The 21,570-nt window shown below is 57.9% G+C and carries 18 protein-coding genes; 11 read left to right on the top strand and 7 right to left on the bottom strand.

Going from position 1 to position 21,570, the window contains the following annotated elements:
* Positions 1 to 47 precede the first annotated feature (47 nt).
* From IEI95_RS05545 to IEI95_RS05530, 4 genes are read left to right on the top strand one after another with little or no spacing between them, the layout of a single operon-like run.
* The gene (locus tag IEI95_RS05545) at positions 48 to 995 is read left to right on the top strand and encodes an ABC transporter permease (RefSeq protein ID WP_156532144.1); all 948 of its coding nucleotides are present in this window, start codon (positions 48 to 50) and stop codon (positions 993 to 995) included.
* A complete protein-coding gene (locus tag IEI95_RS05540) occupies positions 992 to 1,861 on the top strand; it encodes an ABC transporter permease (protein WP_156532145.1) in 870 nt (289 codons plus the stop codon). Before IEI95_RS05545 ends, IEI95_RS05540 begins: the two co-directional genes overlap by 4 nt.
* Positions 1,862 to 1,908: 47 nt before the next feature.
* Positions 1,909 to 3,693 carry a gamma-glutamyltransferase family protein gene (locus tag IEI95_RS05535; protein ID WP_156532146.1) on the top strand — a complete coding sequence of 595 codons (1,785 nt, stop codon included), beginning with the start codon at positions 1,909 to 1,911 and terminating at the stop codon, positions 3,691 to 3,693.
* Between the two features lie 44 nt (positions 3,694 to 3,737).
* Entirely contained in the window at positions 3,738 to 5,573 is a 1,836-nt protein-coding gene (locus IEI95_RS05530; RefSeq protein ID WP_156537308.1) for an ABC transporter ATP-binding protein, read from the top strand.
* A gap of 127 nt (positions 5,574 to 5,700) precedes the next feature.
* Here the strand turns inward: IEI95_RS05530 and IEI95_RS05525 are convergent, their stop codons facing one another.
* The 4 genes from IEI95_RS05525 to IEI95_RS05510 are packed head-to-tail and all read right to left on the bottom strand — an operon-like array spanning position 5,701 to position 8,549.
* Positions 5,701 to 6,855 carry a glutathionylspermidine synthase family protein gene (locus tag IEI95_RS05525; RefSeq protein WP_156532575.1) on the bottom strand — a complete coding sequence of 385 codons (1,155 nt, stop codon included), beginning with the start codon at positions 6,853 to 6,855 and terminating at the stop codon, positions 5,701 to 5,703.
* Between the two features lies 1 nt (position 6,856).
* A complete protein-coding gene (locus tag IEI95_RS05520; RefSeq protein ID WP_156532576.1) occupies positions 6,857 to 7,450 on the bottom strand; it encodes a DUF1190 domain-containing protein in 594 nt (197 codons plus the stop codon).
* Between the two features lie 10 nt (positions 7,451 to 7,460).
* Positions 7,461 to 7,862 carry a DUF350 domain-containing protein gene (locus tag IEI95_RS05515; protein WP_156532577.1) on the bottom strand — a complete coding sequence of 134 codons (402 nt, stop codon included), beginning with the start codon at positions 7,860 to 7,862 and terminating at the stop codon, positions 7,461 to 7,463.
* Between the two features lie 27 nt (positions 7,863 to 7,889).
* Positions 7,890 to 8,549 carry a YjfK family protein gene (locus IEI95_RS05510; RefSeq protein ID WP_156532578.1) on the bottom strand — a complete coding sequence of 220 codons (660 nt, stop codon included), beginning with the start codon at positions 8,547 to 8,549 and terminating at the stop codon, positions 7,890 to 7,892.
* A 279-nt stretch (positions 8,550 to 8,828) separates the two neighbouring features.
* On the opposite strand from IEI95_RS05510, the gene IEI95_RS05505 reads away from it, so the two are divergent.
* Together IEI95_RS05505 and IEI95_RS05500 are read left to right on the top strand one after the other, a co-directional pair.
* Positions 8,829 to 9,275 carry a YjfI family protein gene (locus IEI95_RS05505; protein WP_087729925.1) on the top strand — a complete coding sequence of 149 codons (447 nt, stop codon included), beginning with the start codon at positions 8,829 to 8,831 and terminating at the stop codon, positions 9,273 to 9,275.
* Positions 9,272 to 10,009 carry a PspA/IM30 family protein gene (locus IEI95_RS05500; protein ID WP_156532579.1) on the top strand — a complete coding sequence of 246 codons (738 nt, stop codon included), beginning with the start codon at positions 9,272 to 9,274 and terminating at the stop codon, positions 10,007 to 10,009. The genes IEI95_RS05505 and IEI95_RS05500 overlap by 4 nt, the downstream gene beginning before the upstream one ends.
* 108 nt (positions 10,010 to 10,117) lie before the next feature.
* Here the strand turns inward: IEI95_RS05500 and IEI95_RS05495 are convergent, their stop codons facing one another.
* The 3 genes from IEI95_RS05495 to IEI95_RS05485 all read right to left on the bottom strand — a co-directional run bounded on the left by IEI95_RS05495 (position 10,118) and on the right by IEI95_RS05485 (position 14,602).
* A complete protein-coding gene (locus IEI95_RS05495) occupies positions 10,118 to 11,464 on the bottom strand; it encodes an SLC13 family permease (RefSeq protein ID WP_156532580.1) in 1,347 nt (448 codons plus the stop codon).
* 128 nt (positions 11,465 to 11,592) lie between these two features.
* Positions 11,593 to 13,107 carry a malonate--CoA ligase gene (locus tag IEI95_RS05490; RefSeq protein WP_156532581.1) on the bottom strand — a complete coding sequence of 505 codons (1,515 nt, stop codon included), beginning with the start codon at positions 13,105 to 13,107 and terminating at the stop codon, positions 11,593 to 11,595.
* A 97-nt stretch (positions 13,108 to 13,204) separates the two neighbouring features.
* Positions 13,205 to 14,602 (bottom strand): malonyl-CoA decarboxylase, encoded by a 1,398-nt coding sequence (locus tag IEI95_RS05485; RefSeq protein ID WP_194416133.1) that lies wholly within the window; start codon positions 14,600 to 14,602, stop codon positions 13,205 to 13,207.
* Between the two features lie 167 nt (positions 14,603 to 14,769).
* Here IEI95_RS05485 and IEI95_RS05480 point away from each other — a divergent pair, with 167 nt between their 5' ends.
* From IEI95_RS05480 to IEI95_RS05460, 5 genes are all read left to right on the top strand, one after another.
* A complete protein-coding gene (locus IEI95_RS05480) occupies positions 14,770 to 15,420 on the top strand; it encodes a GntR family transcriptional regulator (protein ID WP_156532583.1) in 651 nt (216 codons plus the stop codon).
* Between the two features lie 93 nt (positions 15,421 to 15,513).
* The gene (locus IEI95_RS05475) at positions 15,514 to 17,829 is read left to right on the top strand and encodes a LuxR family transcriptional regulator (protein WP_194416132.1); all 2,316 of its coding nucleotides are present in this window, start codon (positions 15,514 to 15,516) and stop codon (positions 17,827 to 17,829) included.
* Between the two features lie 174 nt (positions 17,830 to 18,003).
* Positions 18,004 to 19,032 carry an ABC transporter permease gene (locus IEI95_RS05470; RefSeq protein WP_156532585.1) on the top strand — a complete coding sequence of 343 codons (1,029 nt, stop codon included), beginning with the start codon at positions 18,004 to 18,006 and terminating at the stop codon, positions 19,030 to 19,032.
* Entirely contained in the window at positions 19,029 to 19,889 is an 861-nt protein-coding gene (locus IEI95_RS05465) for an ABC transporter permease (RefSeq protein WP_156532586.1), read from the top strand. The genes IEI95_RS05470 and IEI95_RS05465 overlap by 4 nt, the downstream gene beginning before the upstream one ends.
* 2 nt (positions 19,890 to 19,891) lie before the next feature.
* On the top strand, positions 19,892 to 21,559 hold the full coding sequence (locus tag IEI95_RS05460) for a dipeptide ABC transporter ATP-binding protein (RefSeq protein WP_156532587.1): 1,668 nt from the start codon (positions 19,892 to 19,894) through the stop codon (positions 21,557 to 21,559).
* Positions 21,560 to 21,570 lie beyond the last annotated feature (11 nt).

The following is a 21,570-nucleotide window of genomic DNA, read 5'->3' as shown; positions in this document are numbered from 1 at the left end:
GCAGCTGCGCCGCCTGACACAAACGCCTCATTCATGCGGAGACCGTCATGCCCACTTTTCTTGCCCGGCGCCTGTTGCTGGCCATACCGACGCTGCTGATCATTTCTGTCTTCGTTTTTTCGCTGCAAAAACTTCTGCCTGGTGATCCGGTGCTGATTATGGCGGGAGAAGATCGCGATCCCGCGGTGATGGAAAGCCTGCGCGAGAAATATCACCTGAATGATCCGATGCCCGTTCAATATGTAATGTGGCTTGGCGCCGCGCTGAAGGGTGATCTCGGCATGTCATTGCGGACCAACCAGCCCGTGCTGGAACTGATCGGCGAGAAACTGCCCGTCACCTGCCAACTGGCCATCATGTCGATGATCTTTGCTCTTGCCCTCGGCATTCCCCTCGGCATTCTGGCCGCGGTCAAGAAGAATACGCTGATCGATTACCTGGCAAGCGTGGTGGCGCTGTCTGGCCTGTCGATCCCGAATTTCTGGCTTGGTATCATGCTCATTCTGCTGGTTTCGGTTCGGCTTGGTTGGCTGCCGGCCTCCGGCTATCAACCGTTCTTTTCCGACCCATGGATGTCGATGAAAACCATGCTGATGCCGTCGTTCGTGCTCGGCAATGCCTTGGCAGCATCGATCATGCGCCACACGCGCTCGGCCATGCTGGGGGTTCTCAGTTCGGATTATGTGCGCACCGCTCGCGCCAAGGGCATGCCCGAACGTTCGGTTATCCTGTCTCATAGTTTTCGCAATGCCGTTTTGCCCATCGTCACCCTGACCGCCTTGCTGTTTGGCGAATTGCTGGCCGGTGCGGTGCTGACAGAGCAGATTTTCACCATTCCCGGCTTTGGCAAGCTGATCGTCGATGCGGTGTTCAATCGCGACTATGCCGTCGTCCAGGGCGTCGTGCTCTGCACCGCCATCGGCTTCATCCTGATGAACCTGATGGCCGATTGTCTCTATCTTCTTCTCAATCCTCGCATGAGGGCCAGCCTATGACCGCCATGACTGGGGCCGCAACTGGCCCGTCCCACCTATCCGGCAGAGGCTGGCGCAAACTGAAAGCCAACAAGGCAGCGTTGGTTGGTCTGGCGATCATTCTGTTCTTTCTTACGGTGGCGCTGCTGGCGCCATTGCTGCCCATCGCCGATCCCTTAGCGTCGAGCTGGTCAGCCATTCGCAAGGCACCGTCGCTGGCCCACCCGTTCGGCACGGATGACCTTGGCCGCGATATCATGTCCAGGATGATCTGGGGGGCGCGGGCTTCGCTGGCCGCAGGGATTTTTTCCGTGGCGATTGCCACCATCCTTGGTGTTCCGCTTGGTATCCTCTCCGGTTATTTCGGCGGCTGGAGCGATATGGTGATTTCCCGCATCACCGAGGCCTTCCTGGCAATGCCGTTTTTGATCATGGCCATCGCTCTTGCCGCTTTTCTTGGGCCAAGTCTGACCAACGCGATGATTGCCATCGGCCTTTCGGCATTGCCAACCTTCATCCGGTTGAGCCGTGGTCAGGTTTTGGCGGTGAAAACGGAAGATTATGTGGAGGGCGCACGCTCCATCGGCCTTGGGCATGTGGCAATCATGAGCCGTTACATCTTTCCCAATATTCTGGCGCCGGTTCTGGTGCAGGCAACGCTGACGGTCGCCACTGCGATCATCGCCGAGGCCAGCCTGTCTTTTCTGGGGCTTGGACAGCAGCCGCCGGCCCCAAGCTGGGGCTCGATGCTGAATGTCGCCAAGAATTTCCTCAGTCAGGCACCCTGGATGGCCATATGGCCGGGCGGAGCGATTTTTCTGGTCGTCATCGGTTTCAATCTCCTGGGGGATGGGCTGCGTGACGTTCTCGATCCACGCTCTTCCTGAGGCAAAAAGCCAAGACATACCTTCATTTCAATTCTGGGATATACGCTATGAGTGACTTTACCACCCGGCCTGAAATTCTCGGCACCTTTGGCGTCGTTGCCTCCACCCACTGGATTGCCTCTGCCGTCGGCATGGCCATTCTGGAAAAGGGCGGTAACGCCTTCGATGCTGCCGTCGCCACCGGTTTCGTGTTGCAAGTTGTCGAGCCGCATCTGTGTGGTCCGGGCGGTGATATGCCTGCCGTGATCTATTCGAAAAAGAAGGACAAGGTGGAGGTCATCTGCGCCCAGGGGCCTGCACCGGCGGGCGCCACCATCGAGCATTACACGGCGGAAGGGCTGGATCTCATTCCCGGCGATGGCCTGCTGGCAACCGTTATACCCGGCGCCTTCGACGGCTGGATGCTGATGCTGCGCGATTACGGCACGATGAGCGTGCGTGACGTGCTGGAGCCAGCCATTTATTATGCCGAAAAAGGCCACCCGGTTCTGGCCAGAGTTTCGGCCACCATCAAGGGACTTGGCAGCTTCTTCGAACAGCATTGGCCAACCTCGCACCAGACCTGGTTGCCGGGCGGCTTCGCCCCGGAGCTGAATAGCCTGTTCACCAATCCGGTTCTGGCCGAGACCTGGAAGCGGATCATTGCGGAAGCCGAGGCCAAATCCGGTCGCGAGGCGCAGATTGAAGCAGCGCGCGACGCCTTCTACCGTGGTTTTGTGGCAGAACGCATTGATGCCTATGTCCAATCCACGGCAGTGATGGATGCGAGCGGTGCGTGTCACAAAGGCGTGCTGACGGCTGACGATATGGCCAGTTGGTCTGCGACCATAGAGGAGCCGCAAACCTTTGATTATCATGGCTGGACCGTGGCCAAGACCGGACCATGGGGGCAGGGACCGGTGCTGTTGCAGGCCCTGTCCCTCCTGAAAGGCTTCGATATTGCGGCCATGGCCTCGGATGGCCCGGATTTCGTTCACACCGTCACCGAGGCCATGAAGCTGGCCTATGCCGACCGCGAGATTTACTATGGCGATCCGGCCTTCGCCACGGTGCCGATGCAGCATTTGCTGAGCGAGGCCTACGCCACGGAGCGTCGCGGATTGATCGGCGAGACGGCGTCTTTCGATCTGGTGCCGGGCCGGGTTGCGGGCTTTGAGGATCAATATACCCGCACTATGGAGATGTTGGGCGCCACCTCCAAAACCGGGGCGGTGTTTGAGCCGACCATGGCGCATTTGAGCGAAAAGCGCGGCGACACCGTGCATATCGATGTGATCGACCGCGACGGCAATATGGTCTCCGTCACGCCATCCGGCGGCTGGCTGCAATCCTCGCCGATTGTGCCGGGGCTTGGTTTCTGCCTCAATTCACGGGCGCAGATGTTCTGGCTCAAACCCGGCCTGCCCACCTCGCTGCAACCGGGCAAACGCCCGCGCACCACCCTGACGCCATCGATCGCGCTGTATGAAGGCCGTCCCACCCTGTCGTTTGGCACGCCGGGCGGGGACCAGCAGGATCAATGGCAGCTGTCGTTTTTCCTGCGCTATGTCCACCATGGTTTCAATCTTCAGGCGGCTATCGATCAGCCGCTGTTTCACACCTCGCATTTCCCCGGTTCGTTTTATCCACGCACCCGTGAGCCGGGCAGCCTGATGGTGGAGAAGAATTTCCCGGAGGCGACGATTACTGAGTTGGCCAGACGCGGTCATGCCCTGACCGTTGCCGAACCATGGTCTATCGGCCGATTGACCGCAGCGCGGCGCGATGCCGATGGACTGTTGCGGGCCGCAGCAACGCCAAGGCTGATGCAGGCCTATGCGGTTGGACGATAAGTCACGCCTGGGGCTGTAGACCCGATCACCAACGAGGACCTGTCATGAGCGCGCAAACACCTGCACCGATCTTGTCCGTAGAGGGGCTGAAAACCGCTTTTCTGGTGGATGGACGCTGGAAAACCGTGGTCCGCAATGTGTCTTTCGATGTGATGGCGGGCGAGACGCTCGCCATTGTCGGCGAGAGCGGTTCGGGCAAGAGTGTGACATCGCTATCGATCATGCGGCTGCTGGCTGAACAGAGCAGCCGGACGACCGGGAGGATCATGCTGGAGGGCCGGGATATGATGGCTTTGTCCCGAAAGGCCATGCGCAACGTACGCGGCAGGGACATGGCGATGATCTTTCAGGAGCCGATGACCAGCCTCAATCCGATTTTCACCATCGGCCGGCAGATTTCCGAGGCCTTGATTGCCCATGGTGGTCTGTCCAAAAGCGAGGCGCGCGCGCAGACCATCCACCTGCTGGACAAGGTTCGCATTCCCAATGCCGGGGCGCGGTTTGATGATTATCCGCATCAATTCTCGGGCGGAATGCGCCAGCGGGTGATGATCGCCATGGCGCTGGCGCTGAAACCGAAAATCCTGATCGCTGACGAGCCGACCACGGCCCTTGACGTGACGATTCAGGGCCAAATCCTTGATCTCATCAAGCAATTGCAGGCGGAAGAGGGCATGTCGGTGCTGTTCATCACCCATGATATGGGCGTCGTGGCCGAAATTGCTGACCGCACTATGGTGATGTTTCGCGGCGATGTGGTGGAAACCGGCACGACGAGCGATGTTTTTCACAAGGGCCGCCATCCCTATACCCGCGCCCTGCTCTCTGCGGTTCCGCGCCTGGGGGAAATGGGCGATGCAGCCTGGCCACGGCGCTTTCCGGTGGTGGATATGGCGACCGGCGAACGGGTGGAGCCTACGGTTGTCGCCGATACTGTCGAGCGGGGCCTGACGCCGGTTCTCCAGGTGCGGGATCTGGTGACGCGCTTCGACATCAAGGGTGGGTTGTTCGGCAGAAAAACCGGCGTGATCCATGCCGTCGAGGATGTCTCATTTGATCTTTTCCAGGGTGAAACATTATCGCTTGTAGGAGAGTCGGGCTGCGGAAAGTCGACCACCGGACGTTCCGTCATGCGGCTGATCGATCCTCTCAGCGGCTCGGTCCAGCTGGACGGCTATGATGTTCTGTCCCTGCGGGGCCCCGATATCAACCGGATGCGCCGTTCCATCCAGATGATTTTTCAAGATCCTTTCGCCAGCCTCAATCCGCGTATGACCGTCGGTGCTTCGGTGGCCGAGCCGATCACCACGCACCGGCTGGCCACGCACCGGCAAGCGCGGGACAAAGCCGCCGACCTGATGAAGCGGGTGGGCCTCAGCGCCGATATGGCCAACCGCTATCCGCACGAGTTTTCCGGCGGACAGCGCCAGCGTATTGCCATTGCCCGGGCGCTGGCGCTGGGTCCGAAAGTCATCGTCGCCGATGAAAGTGTGTCGGCCCTCGACGTGTCCATCAAGGCGCAGGTCTGCAATCTGCTGATGGATCTGCAAGCCAGCCTGAAAATCGCTTTTCTGTTCATTTCCCACGACATGGCGGTGGTGGAGCGGGTCAGCCACCGGGTGGCGGTGATGTATTTGGGCGAAATCGTCGAGATCGGCCCGAGAGCTGCTGTCTTCTCCAACCCGCAACATCCCTATACCCGAAAGCTGATGAAAGCCGTGCCGGTACCCGATCCTTCCCGCCGAAATATCCGGCGCGATCTGGACAGCGAAGAGCTGAAAAGCCCGGTGCGCCCGCTCGGCTATAAACCGCCCAAAAGACGCTATGAACAGGTGTCACCGGGCCACATGGTCATGCGGGATGACACGAGGGTAGGATAGGATTTCGGACAAATCCGCTGCACTAGTTTGTCAGGGAAAAGTGGAAACCGGTTTTCCCGAAAAGACAAACGAAAACAAAAGAATCTAGAGTCAGTCTGGTTCAGACTGAACCTGACTGACTCTAACTTCAGACAATCACATGCGGCACAAAGCGCGAGAGATTGGCGGTAATGCGGGAGCGGTCCTCGCGGATGCCAAGGGCGCAGGCGCGATCACCGACAATCCAGCTGCCGAGCACGGCAAAGCCAGCCTCGCTCTTAAACAGCGGTGCATAGGCTTGAACGATAAATCCTTCCTCGCCGTAACCACCTGGGGAGACGAGAGATTCCGTGCCGCCTTGGAAAAGCGTGACGTTTTCGCCTTCTCGCGACAGAAGCGGTTTTCGCACGTAGTCGCCAAGGCTTGAGGCGGCGGGATCGTCGGCAAAAAAGCTTGGCAATAGATTGGGGTGGTTGGGGTGGCGCTGCCAGAGTAGCGGCAGCAGCCCCTTGTTGGACAAGATTGATTTCCAGGCGGGTTCGACAAACACATCGCCGGACCGTGCCAATTGGCGCGAAAACGGCTCGCGCAGCATGAATTCCCAGGGGTAGAGCTTGAAACACTGGTCGATCACCCGGTCTTGCAGATCCGTAAAGCGCCCTTCTGCATCAATGCCGATATCGCCGATATCGAGAAGTTCGACGCGGTGCCCGGCCTGGAGGGCGCAATCCATCAGGTAAACCGTGGTGCCGCGATCTTCCTCATTCTCGGTCATCGCCGTGAAATGGAACATCGACTGTTTTGGAAACTGCTCGAATGCCTCCACAAGGCTTTCCTGCAATAGATTATACTGGTCGGCATCGGCGGGCAGCGCGCCAAGCGCCTGCTGGTCGGTGAGCCAATTGAACTGGAAATAGGCGGTCTCGAAAACGGATGTCGGCGTATCGGCGTTATATTCCAGCAGCTTGGCAGGGCTTTCGCCATCATAGGCAAGATCGAAACGCCCATAGAGATGCCGGTCCTGGCGTTGCCAGGATCTGCTTACCACGTCGCGAAGATCGTCTGGAATGGCCAGCCGGTCGAGTATCTCCTCACTGCCGACGATATCGCCGATCAGGTCCATGCACATATCGTGCAACTCCTGGCTTGGCGCCTCTATGAAGGTCTCGATCTCTTCCAGGGAGAACACATAGGCGGCATCGTCCACCCAATAGGGTTCGCCATACATTTCATGAAAACCAAAGCCAACGGCGCGCGCCTTGTCGCGCCAATCGGAACGTTCCGCAATGGTGATGCGCTTCATATCAACCGCCGAAACTGAAGGAGGATCGTCCCCCGAAGCCCTGGCGGCTAACCGTCCGGGTATTGACATTGGCGGGCTTGGAGGTCGATGGAGCAAGGATCGTGTCGCGGCCTTTGTTTATGGTCACGGTCTGGCCGCTGCGGTTGCGATAGATCGGCGTGCCTCCGCCATAGCTGCCTGCGCCATAGCTGCGGCCCTGCGTTTCTTCCCGCCTATATCGATTATAGTCACCAATATTGTTGATGGTCGAAGACAGTAGATAACCGGCCATGAAGGGCATGAAAAAGCTACCACTACCGCTGGTGCCATCGGTATTGGATGCTGTCTGCTGCACGCATTGTTTTGCGCCATATTCAGCTTCGCAGGCGGCCATGCCATCAAAGCGCGGTGCGTTGGCCATATGGGCTTTGACGGCATCCTGGTAGGCTGTCTGACACACCTCCCGGTCCATCCCTTGAGAGATGCATTGATCGACGGAGGTGAAGGTGCGCTCGGTGGGCGCATCCTCGCCGCAGCCGGAGAGCAGCAGGCTGGAGGCGGCGATGGTGCCAAGGGCAAGGATCGGGGGCCTTCGCCCGCTTAAACGTCTGCGCATTCTGGCCTCCTCAATAAGTCATGCAGGCAGCATTGAGAATGCCGACGATCAGCGCGATGCCGCCGCCCCAAAGGCCTGCGGCAATATCACCGGCGGTGATTTTCTCATGCAGATCCTTCATGGTGAAATTGGCGATGTAAAAGGCGAAAATCTGCACGAGAATGCCGACGAATGCCCAGAGAATATAGTCGATCATGCTGACGGAATTGGCCGCCGCCGAGGCAAGCGGCAGGCTGAACCCCATGAGAGCGCCCAGAAATGCCGTGACGGCAGCCAGATTGCCAGCCCGGATCAATTCAACTTCCTTATGGGGCGTCAGCCATGTGTAAATCGCTGCAAAAACGCCATAAGCCGCGATGCCAATAAAGAAATAACCCAGAAAGGCCGGAAGTCCCGCCATATAATGCAGCATGAAATATCCCCTCAGGAAAGGTTTTGGTCAGACGCGACGGACATCGGCGGCACCGATACCATAGCCAATCAGAAATTCGACAGAGCGGCCCGCCTGTGCCTGGGAGGGATCGAGATCCCGCTCCACATTGATCAACAGCATTTCCTGCGTGGTCCCAAGGGGCCGGTAATACAGCATGCAGGATTGATGGATCGAGCGTCTGGTCTCGCCATCCTCTACCTCTTCGACGAATTGAACGGTCTCGGCCCGCTCCGGACCTTCGCCCCAGAAGCGGTTGAACAGGATACCGTCAGCATCGTAAGTGGAAGCACCAATCATGCCTGATGGCCCTGTCCAGCGGTTCCATTCGCTCTGGCTGACCGGCACGACGCTATCCCAGGGCCGGTAGAAGCTTATATCTTCTATGCCATCGCCCGGCTTGCCGGATGGGGACATGACCTGGATCATCTGGTGATTTTCATCGTAATAGCGCGACAGGACCGATGCTGCATCGAGCCGGACTTCCCCATAAGCGGCAATGATGAAAGCGCCGCTTTGAGGCAGCGGCATGGCCGGTTGAGCCCCCAGCGCGTCGGCTTCCAGTGAGAGGAAATCAAGATCGAGCGCGCCACCGATCACGGCACCCAGGGGGCCGAGTTCCTTTTGCATCGGCTTTTCGGTCTTGCGTCCGCTGAACCAACCCAACATCAAGCATCTCCTATAAGGCGCAATCGATAGCTGCGGTGAATATGGCATCAAGATTGAAAAGAGCAACCTTGACCATCATTCTATCGTCGTGGAAAACCGGCAGGATTGAGCGGCAAGATGGAGATCGGCCCTTGAAAACAAGGAGAGGGAAAGACCAACAAGGGCACAGACGTCATCACTTAGCCCCTGTCTTTACGGCGTTTTCCACGCAAACTATTTAGCATAAAAGGCTTTTAACTGCCTGCCGGAATACCCAGATAATGCTCAGAATTTCAACCGATGGAGGAATGTTTGGAACCCTGGACTTTGACGAGCTTGACCCGTCTGTTTGCAGCCGATCCCGAGGCGCTGGGCGATGTCGATGTGACCGTGCCTGAAAGCGGCGACGTGATCTGCGTAACGCTAAAGGAAAAGGGAGACATGGATGTCTTCGTCGCCGTGAGCGGCGAACGTGATATTCTCGCCAGCATCGTTTTGGTGCCATGCGATGACGTGCCGAACCGCGCGGATTTCGAGCGCATGGTTCTGAAGACCCATAAATTCGTGCCGCTATCCAGTTTCGGCATTACCATTATCGACGGGGAGGAATGGTATGAGCTTTTCGGTTCGCTCTCGACTCGCTCCCGCGCCGAAACGGTGGTCGAGGAAGTGGCCATTCTGGCGGCCAACGCGGTGGATGCGGCGGTGATGATCGACGAATGGAAGAACGGGGAGATGGCGGCATGAGCACCTGGGCAAAGATTTTCACCGCCATTCGCGGCGGCGTCAACGAGGTGGCAGAGGCTGCTGCCGATAGTCAGTCCATGCGTATTCTGGATCAGGAACTTCGGGACGCCGAGCAGTCCTTGCGCCGGGCGCGTTCGGATTTGGCCGGGATCATGGCATCCAACAAAAGCGTCATGCGCAGGCTGGAAGAAGCCCGCGCCAAGGAGCTGAAGGATAGCGACAGCGCGCGCGCCGCCGTTAATGCTGGCCGTATGGACCTTGCCCAAGGCCTGGCGCAGCGCATCGCCACTATCCGCGGCGAAATTCAGCGCGATGAAGAGGAACTGAACCGTCTGCTGCCGCGCCAGCAACAGATGCTGCGCACCATCCAGGACACCGAGGCGCGCATTACCCAGATGAAGCGCGAAGTGGAAAATGTGAAGGCAAATGAATCGCTGCTGCGGGCGCAATCGGCGATTTCACATAGCCAGTCTGGCATTAACACCCGTCTTGGCAGTGCAGTGGAAAGCCTTGAACGGATCAAGAAACGCCAGGAAATCACCGCAGGCCGTATCGAGGCCGGTGCGGAACTGGCGGCGCTGGAAAATGGCAGTGATCTTGATCGCCAGCTGCGGGAAGCAGGTATTGGTGGCTCCAGCCAATCGGCGGACGATGTGCTGAAGCAGTTGATGGCCCCCAGCGGGTCCAGTGCCCAGGTTCTTCTGCCTGCGCCCGCTGAGAAGGTTGAGCGCTAAGAAAAGGGACGCGGTTTTAAGGACACGCGAACCTGAGCCACATAATCAAAAATAAACCGGGTGGAGCGCTGATGCATTCCACCCGGTTGTGGCCACCCGGTTTTCTTATCAAATGATGCCGGGGACGACGAAGACAAGCCAGGCGATGACCGGTCCGATCAGTGCGATCAGTGCGCTGTAGATCAGCATCTGGCGCATGACCTTGTCGCGTTGCTCATCTGGCGCATTGGCAACGACCAGGGCTCCATTGGTTGAGAACGGGCTGGTATCGACAATCGTTGTCGAGATCGCAATGGCCGCCACCACGCCGACAGCGCTGATATGCCCTTGCAGCAGGAAGGGAACGGCGAGCGGGATAATAGCCCCAAGCAAAGCTGTCGATGAAGCGAAGGCTGAGACGATGGCGCCTGTGAAGCACAGCAGCAACGCCACCAGCAGCGGCATGCCAAGGCTAGAGATGCCATGGGCGACGTAATCGATCGTGCCTGCCTTTTCCATCACGCCGACATAGGTGATGATGCCGGAAATCAGCAGCACGGTTGACCAACTGACCTTGTCGATGGCGGCCTTTTGCGTTGTGGGCGAAAGCAGAGCCAGCAGCACCGCAACGGTGATTGCCACCAGACCAACATTGAACTTGAAGACCAAGGCTCCGACGCCAAGCGCGGTAAGGCCAATAAGCGTCGTCACCTTCTCGGTCGTCAGCCGCACCTTTGACTGGGTGTCTGCGGCGGTACCATAGGCATGTTCGCGGAACGGCTTGGCAGGCGTGCCGCCATGGCCTTTTATAGAGGCCGAGATGCCTTCAGGATGAAGTTCGGGCAGGGGGCCTTTGACAGCAGATCTCTGTTTCAGGATGGAAAGGCCGCCGAAAACGAAAAAGACGAGAACGGCAATTGCCAGATTGAAGAAGAAGCTGGAGAGAAACAGCGAGGTCGGCGCGAAGGGAAGACCAGCCTTGGCGACGATTTGGTTGGTAATGCCGCCATAGATGCTGATCGGCGAGAAGCCACCGGCCTGTGCGCCGTGAATGACCATCAGCCCCATCAAAACCGGATGTATTCTGTATTGAACGGCAAAGCTGAGTGCTACAGGAGCGAGGATGGCAACGGCGGCTGGACCCAGCGCACCGAATCCGGTGATGATCGCAGCAACGAGGAACATCACCCAGGGTATCCACCCGACCCGCCCGCGAACCATCCGGACAGACCGTTCCACAAGCCAGTCGATGGTTCCGTTAATCTGAGCGATAGCAAAGAGATAGGTGACGGCTACCAGTGTGAGGAACAGGTCGGCGGGAAAACCCGCAAAAATGTCGGCGGGCTTCATGCCGATAATCAGCGAGCCCAGGACGAAGGTGCAGCCAAAAGCCAGAACACCCATATTGATTGGCTGGATCGTCGCGATGATGAAGATCGCAACCAACAGCCCTATAGATAGGATTTCAATGTTCATAAGTCCCCTCCCTGCGGCGTGATGAGTGCCGGCAGCGTGTGTATATTCAGATTGGATATCTCTGCACGCGCCCCTCCCAAATGACGCGGCTTAACCTGGGAGCAGTTGGAGCGCGCTCCCAGGCTTAATCAGGCTGCCGCGTAAAGATCGGCATATTGCTGGCGCAGAACATTCTTCTGGACCTTGCCCATCGTATTGCGCGGCAGGTCTTCCAGGAAAATAATACGCTTGGGCTGCTTGTAGCGGGCAAGCCGATCCTGAAGCGCAGTGAGGATTGCCTTCTCATCCAGCGAGACGCCGGGCTTGCAGATGACAATGGCGGTTACGCCTTCGCCAAAATCCGGGTGGGGTACGCCGATAACAGCACTTTCGACGACGCCCTCAAGCTGGTCGATTTCGCTTTCGACTTCCTTGGGGTAGATATTGTATCCGCCTGAGATCACCAGATCCTTGCCGCGCCCAACGATATGGACATAGCCGTTCTCATCGATCTTGCCGAGATCGCCGCTGATGAAGAAGCCGTCCGCGGTGAATTCAGCAGCGGTCTTTTCAGGCATCCGCCAATAGCCCTTGAAGACATTCGGTCCTTTGATTTCAATCGACCCTGTTTCGCCTGCTGGAAGAATGGCACCGCTGGCGGGATCGGTGATACGCACGGTCACGTCCGGCAGCGGCAGGCCGACGGTTCCTGGAACTCGGTCTCCGTCATAGGGATTGGACGTGTTCATGTTGGTTTCGGTCATGCCGTAGCGTTCAAGGATCGCTTTGCCGGTGCGCTTGCCAAACTCGACATGGGTTTCGGCCAGCAGAGGCGCCGAGCCGGAGATGAAAAGGCGTATATTGGCGGTGATCTCCCGGTCCAGCTTCTGGCTTTGCAGGAGGCGCACGTAAAAGGTCGGAACACCCATGAGAAGCGTGGCATTCGGCATCAATGACAGCACTTCGTCAGGATCGAATTTTGGCAACAGGATCATTGACGCGCCAGACAGCAGGGTCACATTGGTGGCGACGAACAGCCCGTGCGTATGGAAAATCGGCAGGGCGTGGATCAGCCGGTCATCGCTTGTGACGCGCCAGAACTCGCGCAGGGTCAAGGCATTCGACAGGAGATTGTCATGGGTCAGCATCGCGCCCTTGGAGCGACCGGTTGTTCCCGACGTATAAAGGATGGCGGCGAGATCGTCGGGCGCGCGGGCGACATTGGCGAAATCGGTCGGTTCTATGCGGGCAAGATCGATCAGCGAGCCTGAGCCGTCCGCATTCAGCGTTTCGACATGCGCTCCATAGGGGGCAGCCACTTTTCTGATGGGGTCCAGCGCGGAGGAGGAGACAACCACCAGCTTCGGCTCGGCATCGCCAATGAAATAGTCCAGTTCGGCAAGCGTATAGGCCGTGTTCAGCGGCAGGTAGACCGCACCGGCGCGAAGGCAGGCCAAGTAGAGGATCAGTGCTTCCGGGCTTTTTTCGATCTGCACGGCAATCCGGTCGCCGGGCTGAATGCCGAGCTTGGCAATAGCGCCAGCAATCTGTCCGGAAAGCGCAATCGCATCGTCATACGTCCAGATCCTTCCGCCATTGATCAGAATGAATGGTGAACTGGGCCGTGCTGCGGCTTTGATGGCATCAAAAAGATGGTTGCTCATATGACTCTACTCCTCCGATCATGGTGATCGCCGTCTGTGCCGTGGACCGTAAATCCGTCCTGGCTCCAAGCAGCGTGCGGGTCTCTCTCCAGTTTGTTTAAGAACCGGACAGGCTCTCCGCTTTTTTGATATCCTTGGTTTTTTCAGGAAGGCCCAGCTCGATTTTTCCCTGCAAGGCTTTAACGGCTGGCGATGCTGCCACTTCTCCGCGCTGTGCCAGGGCCTCGTGATTGGTCTCGATGTCCTCCAGCTTGTAGAGGTAGTTGACCATCAGCCCATGCGCCTGGCGCATCGCCTTTGCCGAACGATCGCCCAGAAAATTAAGCCGCTCCAGTCTGGCGCCATTGCCAAGGTGGAAGCGGGCAACGGGATCCACCGGACGATTGTCTGGCGTTCGCTCAGTGATGAAATATCGTGCCGCGAGCGGCAGCAGTACGCGCTCCACGGCATCCGCCCTTGCCTTATCGTCAGGCCATGTCGGATCATCCAGCAAAGCCAGCGTATTGCGATCTTCTGGCGACAGTGGGAAACCGGACTTCGGATCCCTGATCTTGGAAATCCAGCGCCCGAAACCCGGAACTGGCGAAAGCGTGACGAATTCCTTGAGGCGGGGAAGATCCCGCCGCAGATCTTCCACCACCTGCTTGATGAGAAAATTTCCGAAGGAAATGCCGCGAAGCCCGTCCTGGCAGTTGGAAATCGAATAGAAGACCGCAGTCGTTGCGCTATCGGGGCCGATATGATCCCGGCTTTCGTCCAGCACATCGGCGATGGCACTCGGTATCGAGCGGGTCAGCGCCACTTCCACGAAAACGAGAGGGTCATCGCGCAGGCGGGGATGAAAAAAGGCGAAGCAGCGCCGATCTGCCGGTGCGAGCCGCCGGCGCAATTCTTCCCACCCGGCAATCTCGTGTACGGCCTCATATTTGATGATCTTTTCCAGGATATGCGCCGGTGTCGTCCAGTCGATGGGTTGCAGCGTCAGAAAGCCACGGTTGAACCAGGAGCTGAAAAGATGGGCGAAATCGGTATCGACGGCGCCAAGATCGGCGCGATCCTCCTTGGTCTCCAGCAATCGCTCGCGCATGCGGACAAGCTTTTGCGTGCCGTTGGGCGCAAGGTTGAGGCGGCGCAAAAGCTCCTGCCGGCGCGGTTCTGCTGCATTGTGCAGCGCGATGACGGCCATCGGGCTTTTGTCGGTCCGATAGGCGTCTATCGCCTTGTCGAGCGCTGCGGCTTCCGCGCCGAAACGGTCAGACAGCATGTGCAGAAACTGGACGGCCTCTGCGGCATTGAAACGGCTCCAGCGATCCAGGATTTCCGCCGCGATTGCCATGCCCGAGGCTTCGCCGCGACTTGAAAGCAGCATTTCACACAGGGTTTCGATGTCGGTATCGACGACCCTGTCGCGTGCCTTCGATCCCGAAAACAGCAGCGCGCGACCGCGTTCCGCGACACCCGAAAGCAGGTCACTGAGAAAAGAGGTTCCGGCCATCCAAAATTCCTCCGGTCATCAGGACGGCGCCCCCCGCGCTGTCCCTTTTATTATCATGGTCTATTCAATATCGACTGCAATATGGTATGTAAGCTGGCCCACAATGTGCACGGTGTCAACAGTCTTGTATACAAGAGTGGAAAAATTGCATTATGGAGGCCAGATACATGTCTGAAAACGCGGGGCGTTGGCTGCGAGACGAAATTGAAAATGCGATTTTGTCTCATGAATTTGCGCCCGGTCTCCGGTTGGATGAGACCTTGCTGGCCAATAGGTTCGGTGTGTCGCGCACACCCGTGCGCGAGGCGCTGATGCAACTGAACGCCATTGGCCTCATCGAGATCCGTCCGCGTCGTGGCGCCATCGTTATCGATCCGGGGCCGCACCGTATCTATCAAATGTTCGAGGTCATGGCCGAGCTGGAAGGTCTGGCCGGTTCGCTTGCTGCCCGTCGGCTGGATGAGCAGTCCAAAGAGTCGATCCTTGATGCCCATAAGCGGTGTGAAATCTCCGCGGGCGCTGGCGACAGCGATAGCTATTATTATGACAACGAAGCCTTTCACAAGGCGATCTATGCGGCAAGCCGAAGCGAATTTCTGGAGGAGCAGTGCAACCAGTTGCATCGTCGCCTGCGACCCTACAGGCGGCTGCAATTGCGGGTGCGCAACCGCCTGCCGACGTCATTTTCCGAACATGGGGCGATTGTCGAGGCGCTTTTTCGAGGCGATGTCGAGGAGACAAGACGATTGCTCGGAATGCATGTGGCCGTTCAGGGTGAAAGGTTCAGCGACCTCGTTGCCAACATGGCTGCCCGGTGATGAATATGTCATAGTGTGATTAGGATGTCATAATGGCGTTTTGGTCTCTTGGGCAGACTGTAAGCGCTGATGTCGAAGCATAATGCGAAATCCATGACCTCACCACTCGATGCGCCTATTGGGCGAAGCGATCTGATGGCGCGCATTGTCCATGACATTAGCCCTGTCATCGTCGTGACTGCGCCCGCAGGCTTCGGTAAGTCCTGGCTTCTTCAGGCATTGATCGCGGCGCTTGGGGCTGATGCCGCCCGGTGGACGGTGTATGATCGCCCAACCATCTCTCCTGACCTTTCGCGGCTTGAGCAAGGACACCGCTATGCCATTGCCCTGCGCCCCGGAGAGAGCTTGCCCGGGCTGGACCGCCTGCGCCTCTATGGTCAGGTGCTGGATCTTGATGGTGAGGATCTTCTGCTGCCGCAGGGCGGATTGAGCAGACGTGATTGGGACAGATGTGCCGGCTGGCCGGTCCTGTTATCGCCGGGGATAAAGTGTCAGGATGCGCTTGCTGGACAGAGCCGGCTTTCGACGTTTCTGGCCGAAGACTGTCTGGTGGGCCTGGATGATGCTGATATGTCGGCGCTTCTGGTCTGTGGAGAGAATTGGCCGTCCTGGCTTGCCATGCGTCTGCCGCCGCTTGCCCATCCCGCCACCGCAGCCTGTCAAAGGATCAAGAGCGCTTTGCCCGGCGCGCTGGAGCAAGAAATGCTCCGACGTCTTGCCGATCCGTCACGGGCTGCTGATCCGTCTGGCGTTCTGGCCCAGGCTTTACGCCGCAACCCGCGAAATCTGGAGACGGTGATCCTGAGGTTGCTGGCCTGCGATCAGGGCAAGGACGCACTGTCCCTGTTTTGCAAGGCAGGCGGTTGGTTTCTCTATTATCGGCTGGGCCATGATGCCTTCTTGCGTGTGGTGACAGGTCTTGAGGCGGGCTGTGATGACCTGCCGGAAGAACTGGCCATCAGTCGCGCCTTTCTGATGATCAAAGCCGGTGATGTGGCATGGGCAATGCAATTTCTGGTCCAGCGCTTCGGGGTGGAAATGCGCGATGTCCTGGTCGTTTTATCGGGCGATAGCGCGCTTTCCCTGCGTGTCAGGCTGTTTCGTATCACGGTCCTGATCTATGAGGATGTTACGCCGACCGACAGATTGCTGGAAGCGCTGTTTGAGATTGGTGGCGATCTACCCCTGGACGAGCCGGAGCAGCGCGGATCATTTTACAATGCCATGCTGGAGTTTTTCCTGCGGCTCCGGCGCTACGAAGAGGCAAATGGCATGGCCGAAAAGGCCATGAAGGCCTATCGGCAGGCGGATTGTCCCATTCTGTGCTTCTATATAGCGCTGCATCAATCGGTACTCAGCCTTTTGACCTCCGATTTCAACCGTATGGGCCAGTCTCTGCGGCTTGCCGAGGACATGCTGGCAAAAACAGGCTTTGACAGTCCCGGAGATCGTCGCTTTCTTGACCTGCTGACAGCTTGCATGGCCTATGAAAACGGCGAGCCAGCGGTGCTGCTTGGCTTTTTACAGGAAGAGATGGCCGCAATGATTGCGGGCGAGTTATGGCCAAGTCTGGCCGATGTCGCGATCTACTACGGCAGCCACGCCTTGAGTGTCCACATGTCTACCCGCGTCGCTCTTCGCTTTCTCGATGGCTGGAGCGTTTACCAGCCGATGAATCGGCAGTTTCGTCTCTCCCTGGATGTGCGTAAGGCGCAGATCCTGCAAAGCGGCAATTGCTGGGGCGATGCGACCCGTCTGCTTGCGCCGTTGCGGGCCGGGTTTGATCGGGTGTGGATTGAAAGCGCGCAGGAGGCTCTGGCCCGCTTGGCGGGTCGAGACGAGATTACGCTGGCCTTGAGCTGGCTGCGGCAAATCTCCTACGAGCGCCCGGCCTTTCCCCATCTCGACCGCAAGCTTGAGGTGATGCTGACCAACCCGCATCTGCTGGTCAGGCAGGAAATTGCGGTTTCCCTCTGGCTGGCCTTCGTCTTGCGGCAAACGCAGCAAAATTCCAGAGCCCGCACTCTGCTGCGACAGGTGTTTGAACGCTGCGCAAGCCATGGCGGACTGACGGCCCTCTCAGAGGAATGGCTGTTTCTCGATCACTTGCTGCAAGACAAGCGGATAGTCGAATTCGTGATGGCGGCCACCCCGGCGCGGGCTATCCTGCGGCGGCTGGACAAGGGGCGTCACAGCAGTCTTGCGGCGGCCCGGACCCGGCTGACCCAGCAGGAGCTGAAAATCCTGACCATGTTGGCGGAAGGTGCCTCCAACAAGCTGATTGCCCGCAACAGCGGCATTTCAGAGCCCACGGTGAAATTTCATCTGAAAAATGTCTATCGCAAACTTGGCTGCTCCCGGCGTCACGATGCGATTGCGGCGGCGAAGGCGCTGGGTTGGGTGCGCTAATCGCGCCTCGCTGAAATACTTTAGCTCCTTGTCTTGCGCGCCGCCCGCAAAGCGGTTCCGATCATGGCTTGAAACGCCATAAAACCTATCCTTATTTTGTAAAAACCTATCCTTCGTCCACATTGCTCTTGCCAGTCCTTCCGCGCCACCATGGCGCAAAGAGGGAATGGCGGGATGATTTTGCATATTGTCGAGCAGATCGTGAGGCGGGTGTTTTCCGTTGTCATGGTGCTGTTCGTGCTGTCTTTGATGATTTTTGCGCTGGCCCGCGTGGTACCCGGCGATCCGGCCCGCATGGCGTTGGGGCCGTCGGCATCGCAGGAACAGGTCACGGCGCTTGCCCGTGAAATGGGGCTCGATCAGCCTGTCCTCGTGCAATATGGCCGCTACATCACGAATGCCCTGCAAGGCGATCTTGGCAAATCGCTGTCGTCGCATCGTCTGGTCATTCATGATGTTGTTGAATTTCTCCCCGCCACGCTGGAGCTTGTGGTGGTGACGGTCATTCTCGATCTGCTGATTGCCATTCCCCTTGGCGTCATCATCGCCCGCCACCGCAACACCTGGATCGATAATATCGGACGGCTGTTTTCCATGGTCGGCGTCACGGTGCCGTCCTTTCTGTTTGCCATCGGCCTGCAATTGTTTGCGGCAAATTTTCTACCGGGCTGGCCTTTGTTGGGGCAGGTGAATTTCGATCTACACGCTCCCGCCGGGCCAACCGGCTTTCTGCTGGTCGATAGCCTAATCCATGGCCGGTTTGATGTGTTCACCGATGCCCTTCAGCATCTGGTTTTTCCCGCATTGGCACTGGCCATGGCTGGCATTGGCCAGATTACCCGCATCATGCGCTCGGCGATGATTGAAAATCAGCGCAAGGACCATGTGTTGACACTGCTGAGTTTTGGCGTGCCGGATTATGTTGTGACCTTTCGCTACCTGCTCAAGCTGTCGTCTGTTGCGCCCCTGACCATCATGGGGCTGGAATTTGCCTCGCTGATTGGCAATGCCTTTGTGGTGGAAATGGTGTTTGGCTGGGGCGGGTTTGCGTCTTACGGTCTCAACGCCATTTTGCAAAAAGACCTGAACGCCCTGATGGCGGTGGTGCTGATTTCCGGCCTGTTTTTCATTCTCGCCAATCTCGTCATCGATCTGGCTGTGAGCCTGATTGATCCGCGCCTGCGTTTTCGGGGAGGCCAATGATGAGCGAACACAATCTCTCCGCCGGTTACATGAGCTGGTACCGCTTTTCCCGCAATCCTGCCGCCTTGATCGGCGCGTTGATTGTGATTTCAGTGGTCGTGATGGCCGTAGTTGCACCACTGATCACGCCGTTTCCCAGCCATATCGGCTCTGTTGTTGATTTTCGCCATCGCCACAATCCGCCAAACCTCACCAACTGGTTTGGAACCGATAAGGTGGGCCGCGATCTTTTTACCCGCACCATTTTTGGCTTTCGTGTCTCATTGCTACTGGTGTTTGGCGTGTTGGGAATTTCGGTGCCTGTTGGAGCGGTACTGGGTCTGTGCGCTGGCTATTTCGGCGGCTGGACCGAGCGGTTGATCACCGGATTTACCAATATCATGCTGGCCATTCCGCCGCTGGTGATGGCGCTGGCGATTGGCAATGTGCTGGAGCCAAACCTGATCAATGCGATGATTGCCATTACCCTTCTGTGGTGGACATGGCATGCGCGGCTTGTCTATCGCGTCACGGTGTCCATTGCCGGGGAGGATTTTATCGAGGCGGCGCGTCTCGCCGGGGCTGGTCCCATCCATATCCTTTTTCGGGAAATCCTGCCCAATTGCATTGCGGTGATTTCGGTCAAGACCACACTGGATGCGGCCTTTGTCATTCTGTTTGGCGCGACGCTGTCCTTCCTCGGTTTTGGCGTGAAGCCGCCAACGCCGGACCTTGGCTCCATGGTGGCCGATGGCCGTCAGTTTTTGCCGGAAAAATGGTGGGAAGTGCTGGCCCCCGGCGGGGCGATTTTCTACGCCACCCTTGGCTTCAACCTGCTGGGCGATGGCTTGCGCGACATGTTTGATGTGGAGGCGTGACCATGGCTGATCCCTTGCTGAGCGTGCAGGATTTGACCGTTGCCTTCTCCGGCTATGGCCGGGTGAACCGGGTGTTGCATGACATCTCTTTCAACATTGAGGCCGGAGAACGGGTCGCGCTGATTGGCGAAACTGGATCGGGCAAATCCGTGACATCCAAGGCCATTCTCGGCACTTTGCCTAGCAATGCCAAGGTGGAGGCGGGCGCAATTGCCTATCGCGGGCGGCAGTTGTTGACGCTGCCATCCGGTGAGCGCAACAAGCTGAAAGGTACTGCCTTTTCCATCATCATGCAGGACCCGCTGTCCTCCTTCAATCCGGTGTTTCGCATTGGTCGGCATCTGGAAGACGTGATGCATTATGCTGATCGCAATCAGGGCATCTATGACACGCCGAAGGGGCGCAAACAGCGGATTTTCGAAGTGTTGCGCAAGGTGCAATTGGGTGATGTTGAGCGGGTGTTCAACGCCTGGCCGTTCGAACTGTCGGGCGGCATGCGCCAAAGGGTGCTGATTGCGTTGGCGCTTTTGCATCAGCCGGATCTGTTGATTGCTGACGAGCCGGGTACGGCGCTGGATGTGACCACGCAGGATGAAATTCTGCGGCTGATCAATCGGTTGGTGACAGACGAGGGCCTGTCACTGCTGATGATCACCCATAATCTCGGTGTGGTGCGCCAGACAGCGGATCGGGTGATTGTCATGCAGCACGGCCGTATTGTTGAACATGGACCATTGAAATCGGTATTTCAGACCCCACAACAGGCCTATACACGCGAGCTGATGGCGGCGGTGCCGCCGCTCTATGGCGAGGGTGTGGTTGATCAGCCGGTCAGCGACAAGGCCCCGATCATTACCCTGAGCAATGTGCGTAAACTCTATGCCAAGCGGGCGCTGTTTGGCGCCAAGCGCGGCCATCTGGCGGTCAACAACATCAATGTTCAGGTCAATGAGGGCGAAATTTTTGGCCTTGCCGGAGAAAGTGGCTCTGGCAAAACCACGCTGGCGCGGATGATGATGAACCTGTTGCAGCCCAGCGATGGCGAGATTGTTGTGCGCGGCACGCCCAGAGATGGCGCTTTGCGCCTCAGCCAGATCGTCTATCAAAATCCCGGCACATCGCTGAACCCCAAGCGCACGGTGGAGCAGATTTTGGCTGTGCCGCTGGCCCATGTGGGCCTTGATAAAGGCCAGCGCAAAGCGCGCATGACCGAGCTTTTGGACCTCGTGCGTCTGCCCGCCAATTTCGTGTCAAAATATCCGCATGAGCTTTCCGGCGGGCAAAAACAGCGCGTGGCGATTGCGCGGGCGCTGGCGGCCAATCCACAGATCATCATTCTGGATGAACCGACATCGGCGCTGGATGTCTCGGTGCAGAAAACCGTGATTGAGCTGCTGTTAGACCTGCGCGCAAAGCTTGGCCTGACTTATGTGATCATTTCCCACGATCTGTCATTGATGCGCAATTTCTGCTCGCGCATCGTCATCATGTACAAGGGCGAGATCGTTGAACAGGGTACGCCTGCCGAGGTGTTTGCCACAGCCCGCCATCCCTATACCCGCGCCCTCATTGCCGCCATTCCGGTTCTGACCGATGCGCAAGAGGCGTTGAAACCCACCATTAGTGAAGAGGAACGAGGTCGCTTTCTGGTGCAAAGCACCGGACAGTGACCCGTTGTTGA

The organism is Agrobacterium vitis, assembly GCF_014926405.1.
Classification (GTDB): Bacteria; Pseudomonadota; Alphaproteobacteria; order Rhizobiales; family Rhizobiaceae; genus Allorhizobium; species Allorhizobium vitis_H.
This window is presented reverse-complemented; position numbering and strand designations above follow the sequence as displayed.

What these genes read in the sequence shown, in the direction of transcription:
- IEI95_RS05490 (WP_156532581.1), bottom strand. Translation starts at nt 13,107, where the DNA reads ATGAGCAACCATCTTTTTGATGCCATCAAAGCCGCAGCACGGCCCAGT.
- IEI95_RS05520 (WP_156532576.1), bottom strand. Translation starts at nt 7,450, where the DNA reads ATGCGCAGACGTTTAAGCGGGCGAAGGCCCCCGATCCTTGCCCTTGGC.
- IEI95_RS05480 (WP_156532583.1), top strand. Translation starts at nt 14,770, where the DNA reads ATGTCTGAAAACGCGGGGCGTTGGCTGCGAGACGAAATTGAAAATGCG.
- IEI95_RS05510 (WP_156532578.1), bottom strand. Translation starts at nt 8,549, where the DNA reads ATGTTGGGTTGGTTCAGCGGACGCAAGACCGAAAAGCCGATGCAAAAG.
- IEI95_RS05475 (WP_194416132.1), top strand. Translation starts at nt 15,514, where the DNA reads ATGACCTCACCACTCGATGCGCCTATTGGGCGAAGCGATCTGATGGCG.
- IEI95_RS05495 (WP_156532580.1), bottom strand. Translation starts at nt 11,464, where the DNA reads ATGAACATTGAAATCCTATCTATAGGGCTGTTGGTTGCGATCTTCATC.
- IEI95_RS05485 (WP_194416133.1), bottom strand. Translation starts at nt 14,602, where the DNA reads ATGGCCGGAACCTCTTTTCTCAGTGACCTGCTTTCGGGTGTCGCGGAA.
- IEI95_RS05545 (WP_156532144.1), top strand. Translation starts at nt 48, where the DNA reads ATGCCCACTTTTCTTGCCCGGCGCCTGTTGCTGGCCATACCGACGCTG.
- IEI95_RS05540 (WP_156532145.1), top strand. Translation starts at nt 992, where the DNA reads ATGACCGCCATGACTGGGGCCGCAACTGGCCCGTCCCACCTATCCGGC.
- IEI95_RS05460 (WP_156532587.1), top strand. Translation starts at nt 19,892, where the DNA reads ATGGCTGATCCCTTGCTGAGCGTGCAGGATTTGACCGTTGCCTTCTCC.
- IEI95_RS05465 (WP_156532586.1), top strand. Translation starts at nt 19,029, where the DNA reads ATGATGAGCGAACACAATCTCTCCGCCGGTTACATGAGCTGGTACCGC.
- IEI95_RS05530 (WP_156537308.1), top strand. Translation starts at nt 3,738, where the DNA reads ATGAGCGCGCAAACACCTGCACCGATCTTGTCCGTAGAGGGGCTGAAA.
- IEI95_RS05525 (WP_156532575.1), bottom strand. Translation starts at nt 6,855, where the DNA reads ATGAAGCGCATCACCATTGCGGAACGTTCCGATTGGCGCGACAAGGCG.
- IEI95_RS05505 (WP_087729925.1), top strand. Translation starts at nt 8,829, where the DNA reads ATGGAGGAATGTTTGGAACCCTGGACTTTGACGAGCTTGACCCGTCTG.
- IEI95_RS05500 (WP_156532579.1), top strand. Translation starts at nt 9,272, where the DNA reads ATGAGCACCTGGGCAAAGATTTTCACCGCCATTCGCGGCGGCGTCAAC.
- IEI95_RS05535 (WP_156532146.1), top strand. Translation starts at nt 1,909, where the DNA reads ATGAGTGACTTTACCACCCGGCCTGAAATTCTCGGCACCTTTGGCGTC.
- IEI95_RS05515 (WP_156532577.1), bottom strand. Translation starts at nt 7,862, where the DNA reads ATGCTGCATTATATGGCGGGACTTCCGGCCTTTCTGGGTTATTTCTTT.
- IEI95_RS05470 (WP_156532585.1), top strand. Translation starts at nt 18,004, where the DNA reads ATGATTTTGCATATTGTCGAGCAGATCGTGAGGCGGGTGTTTTCCGTT.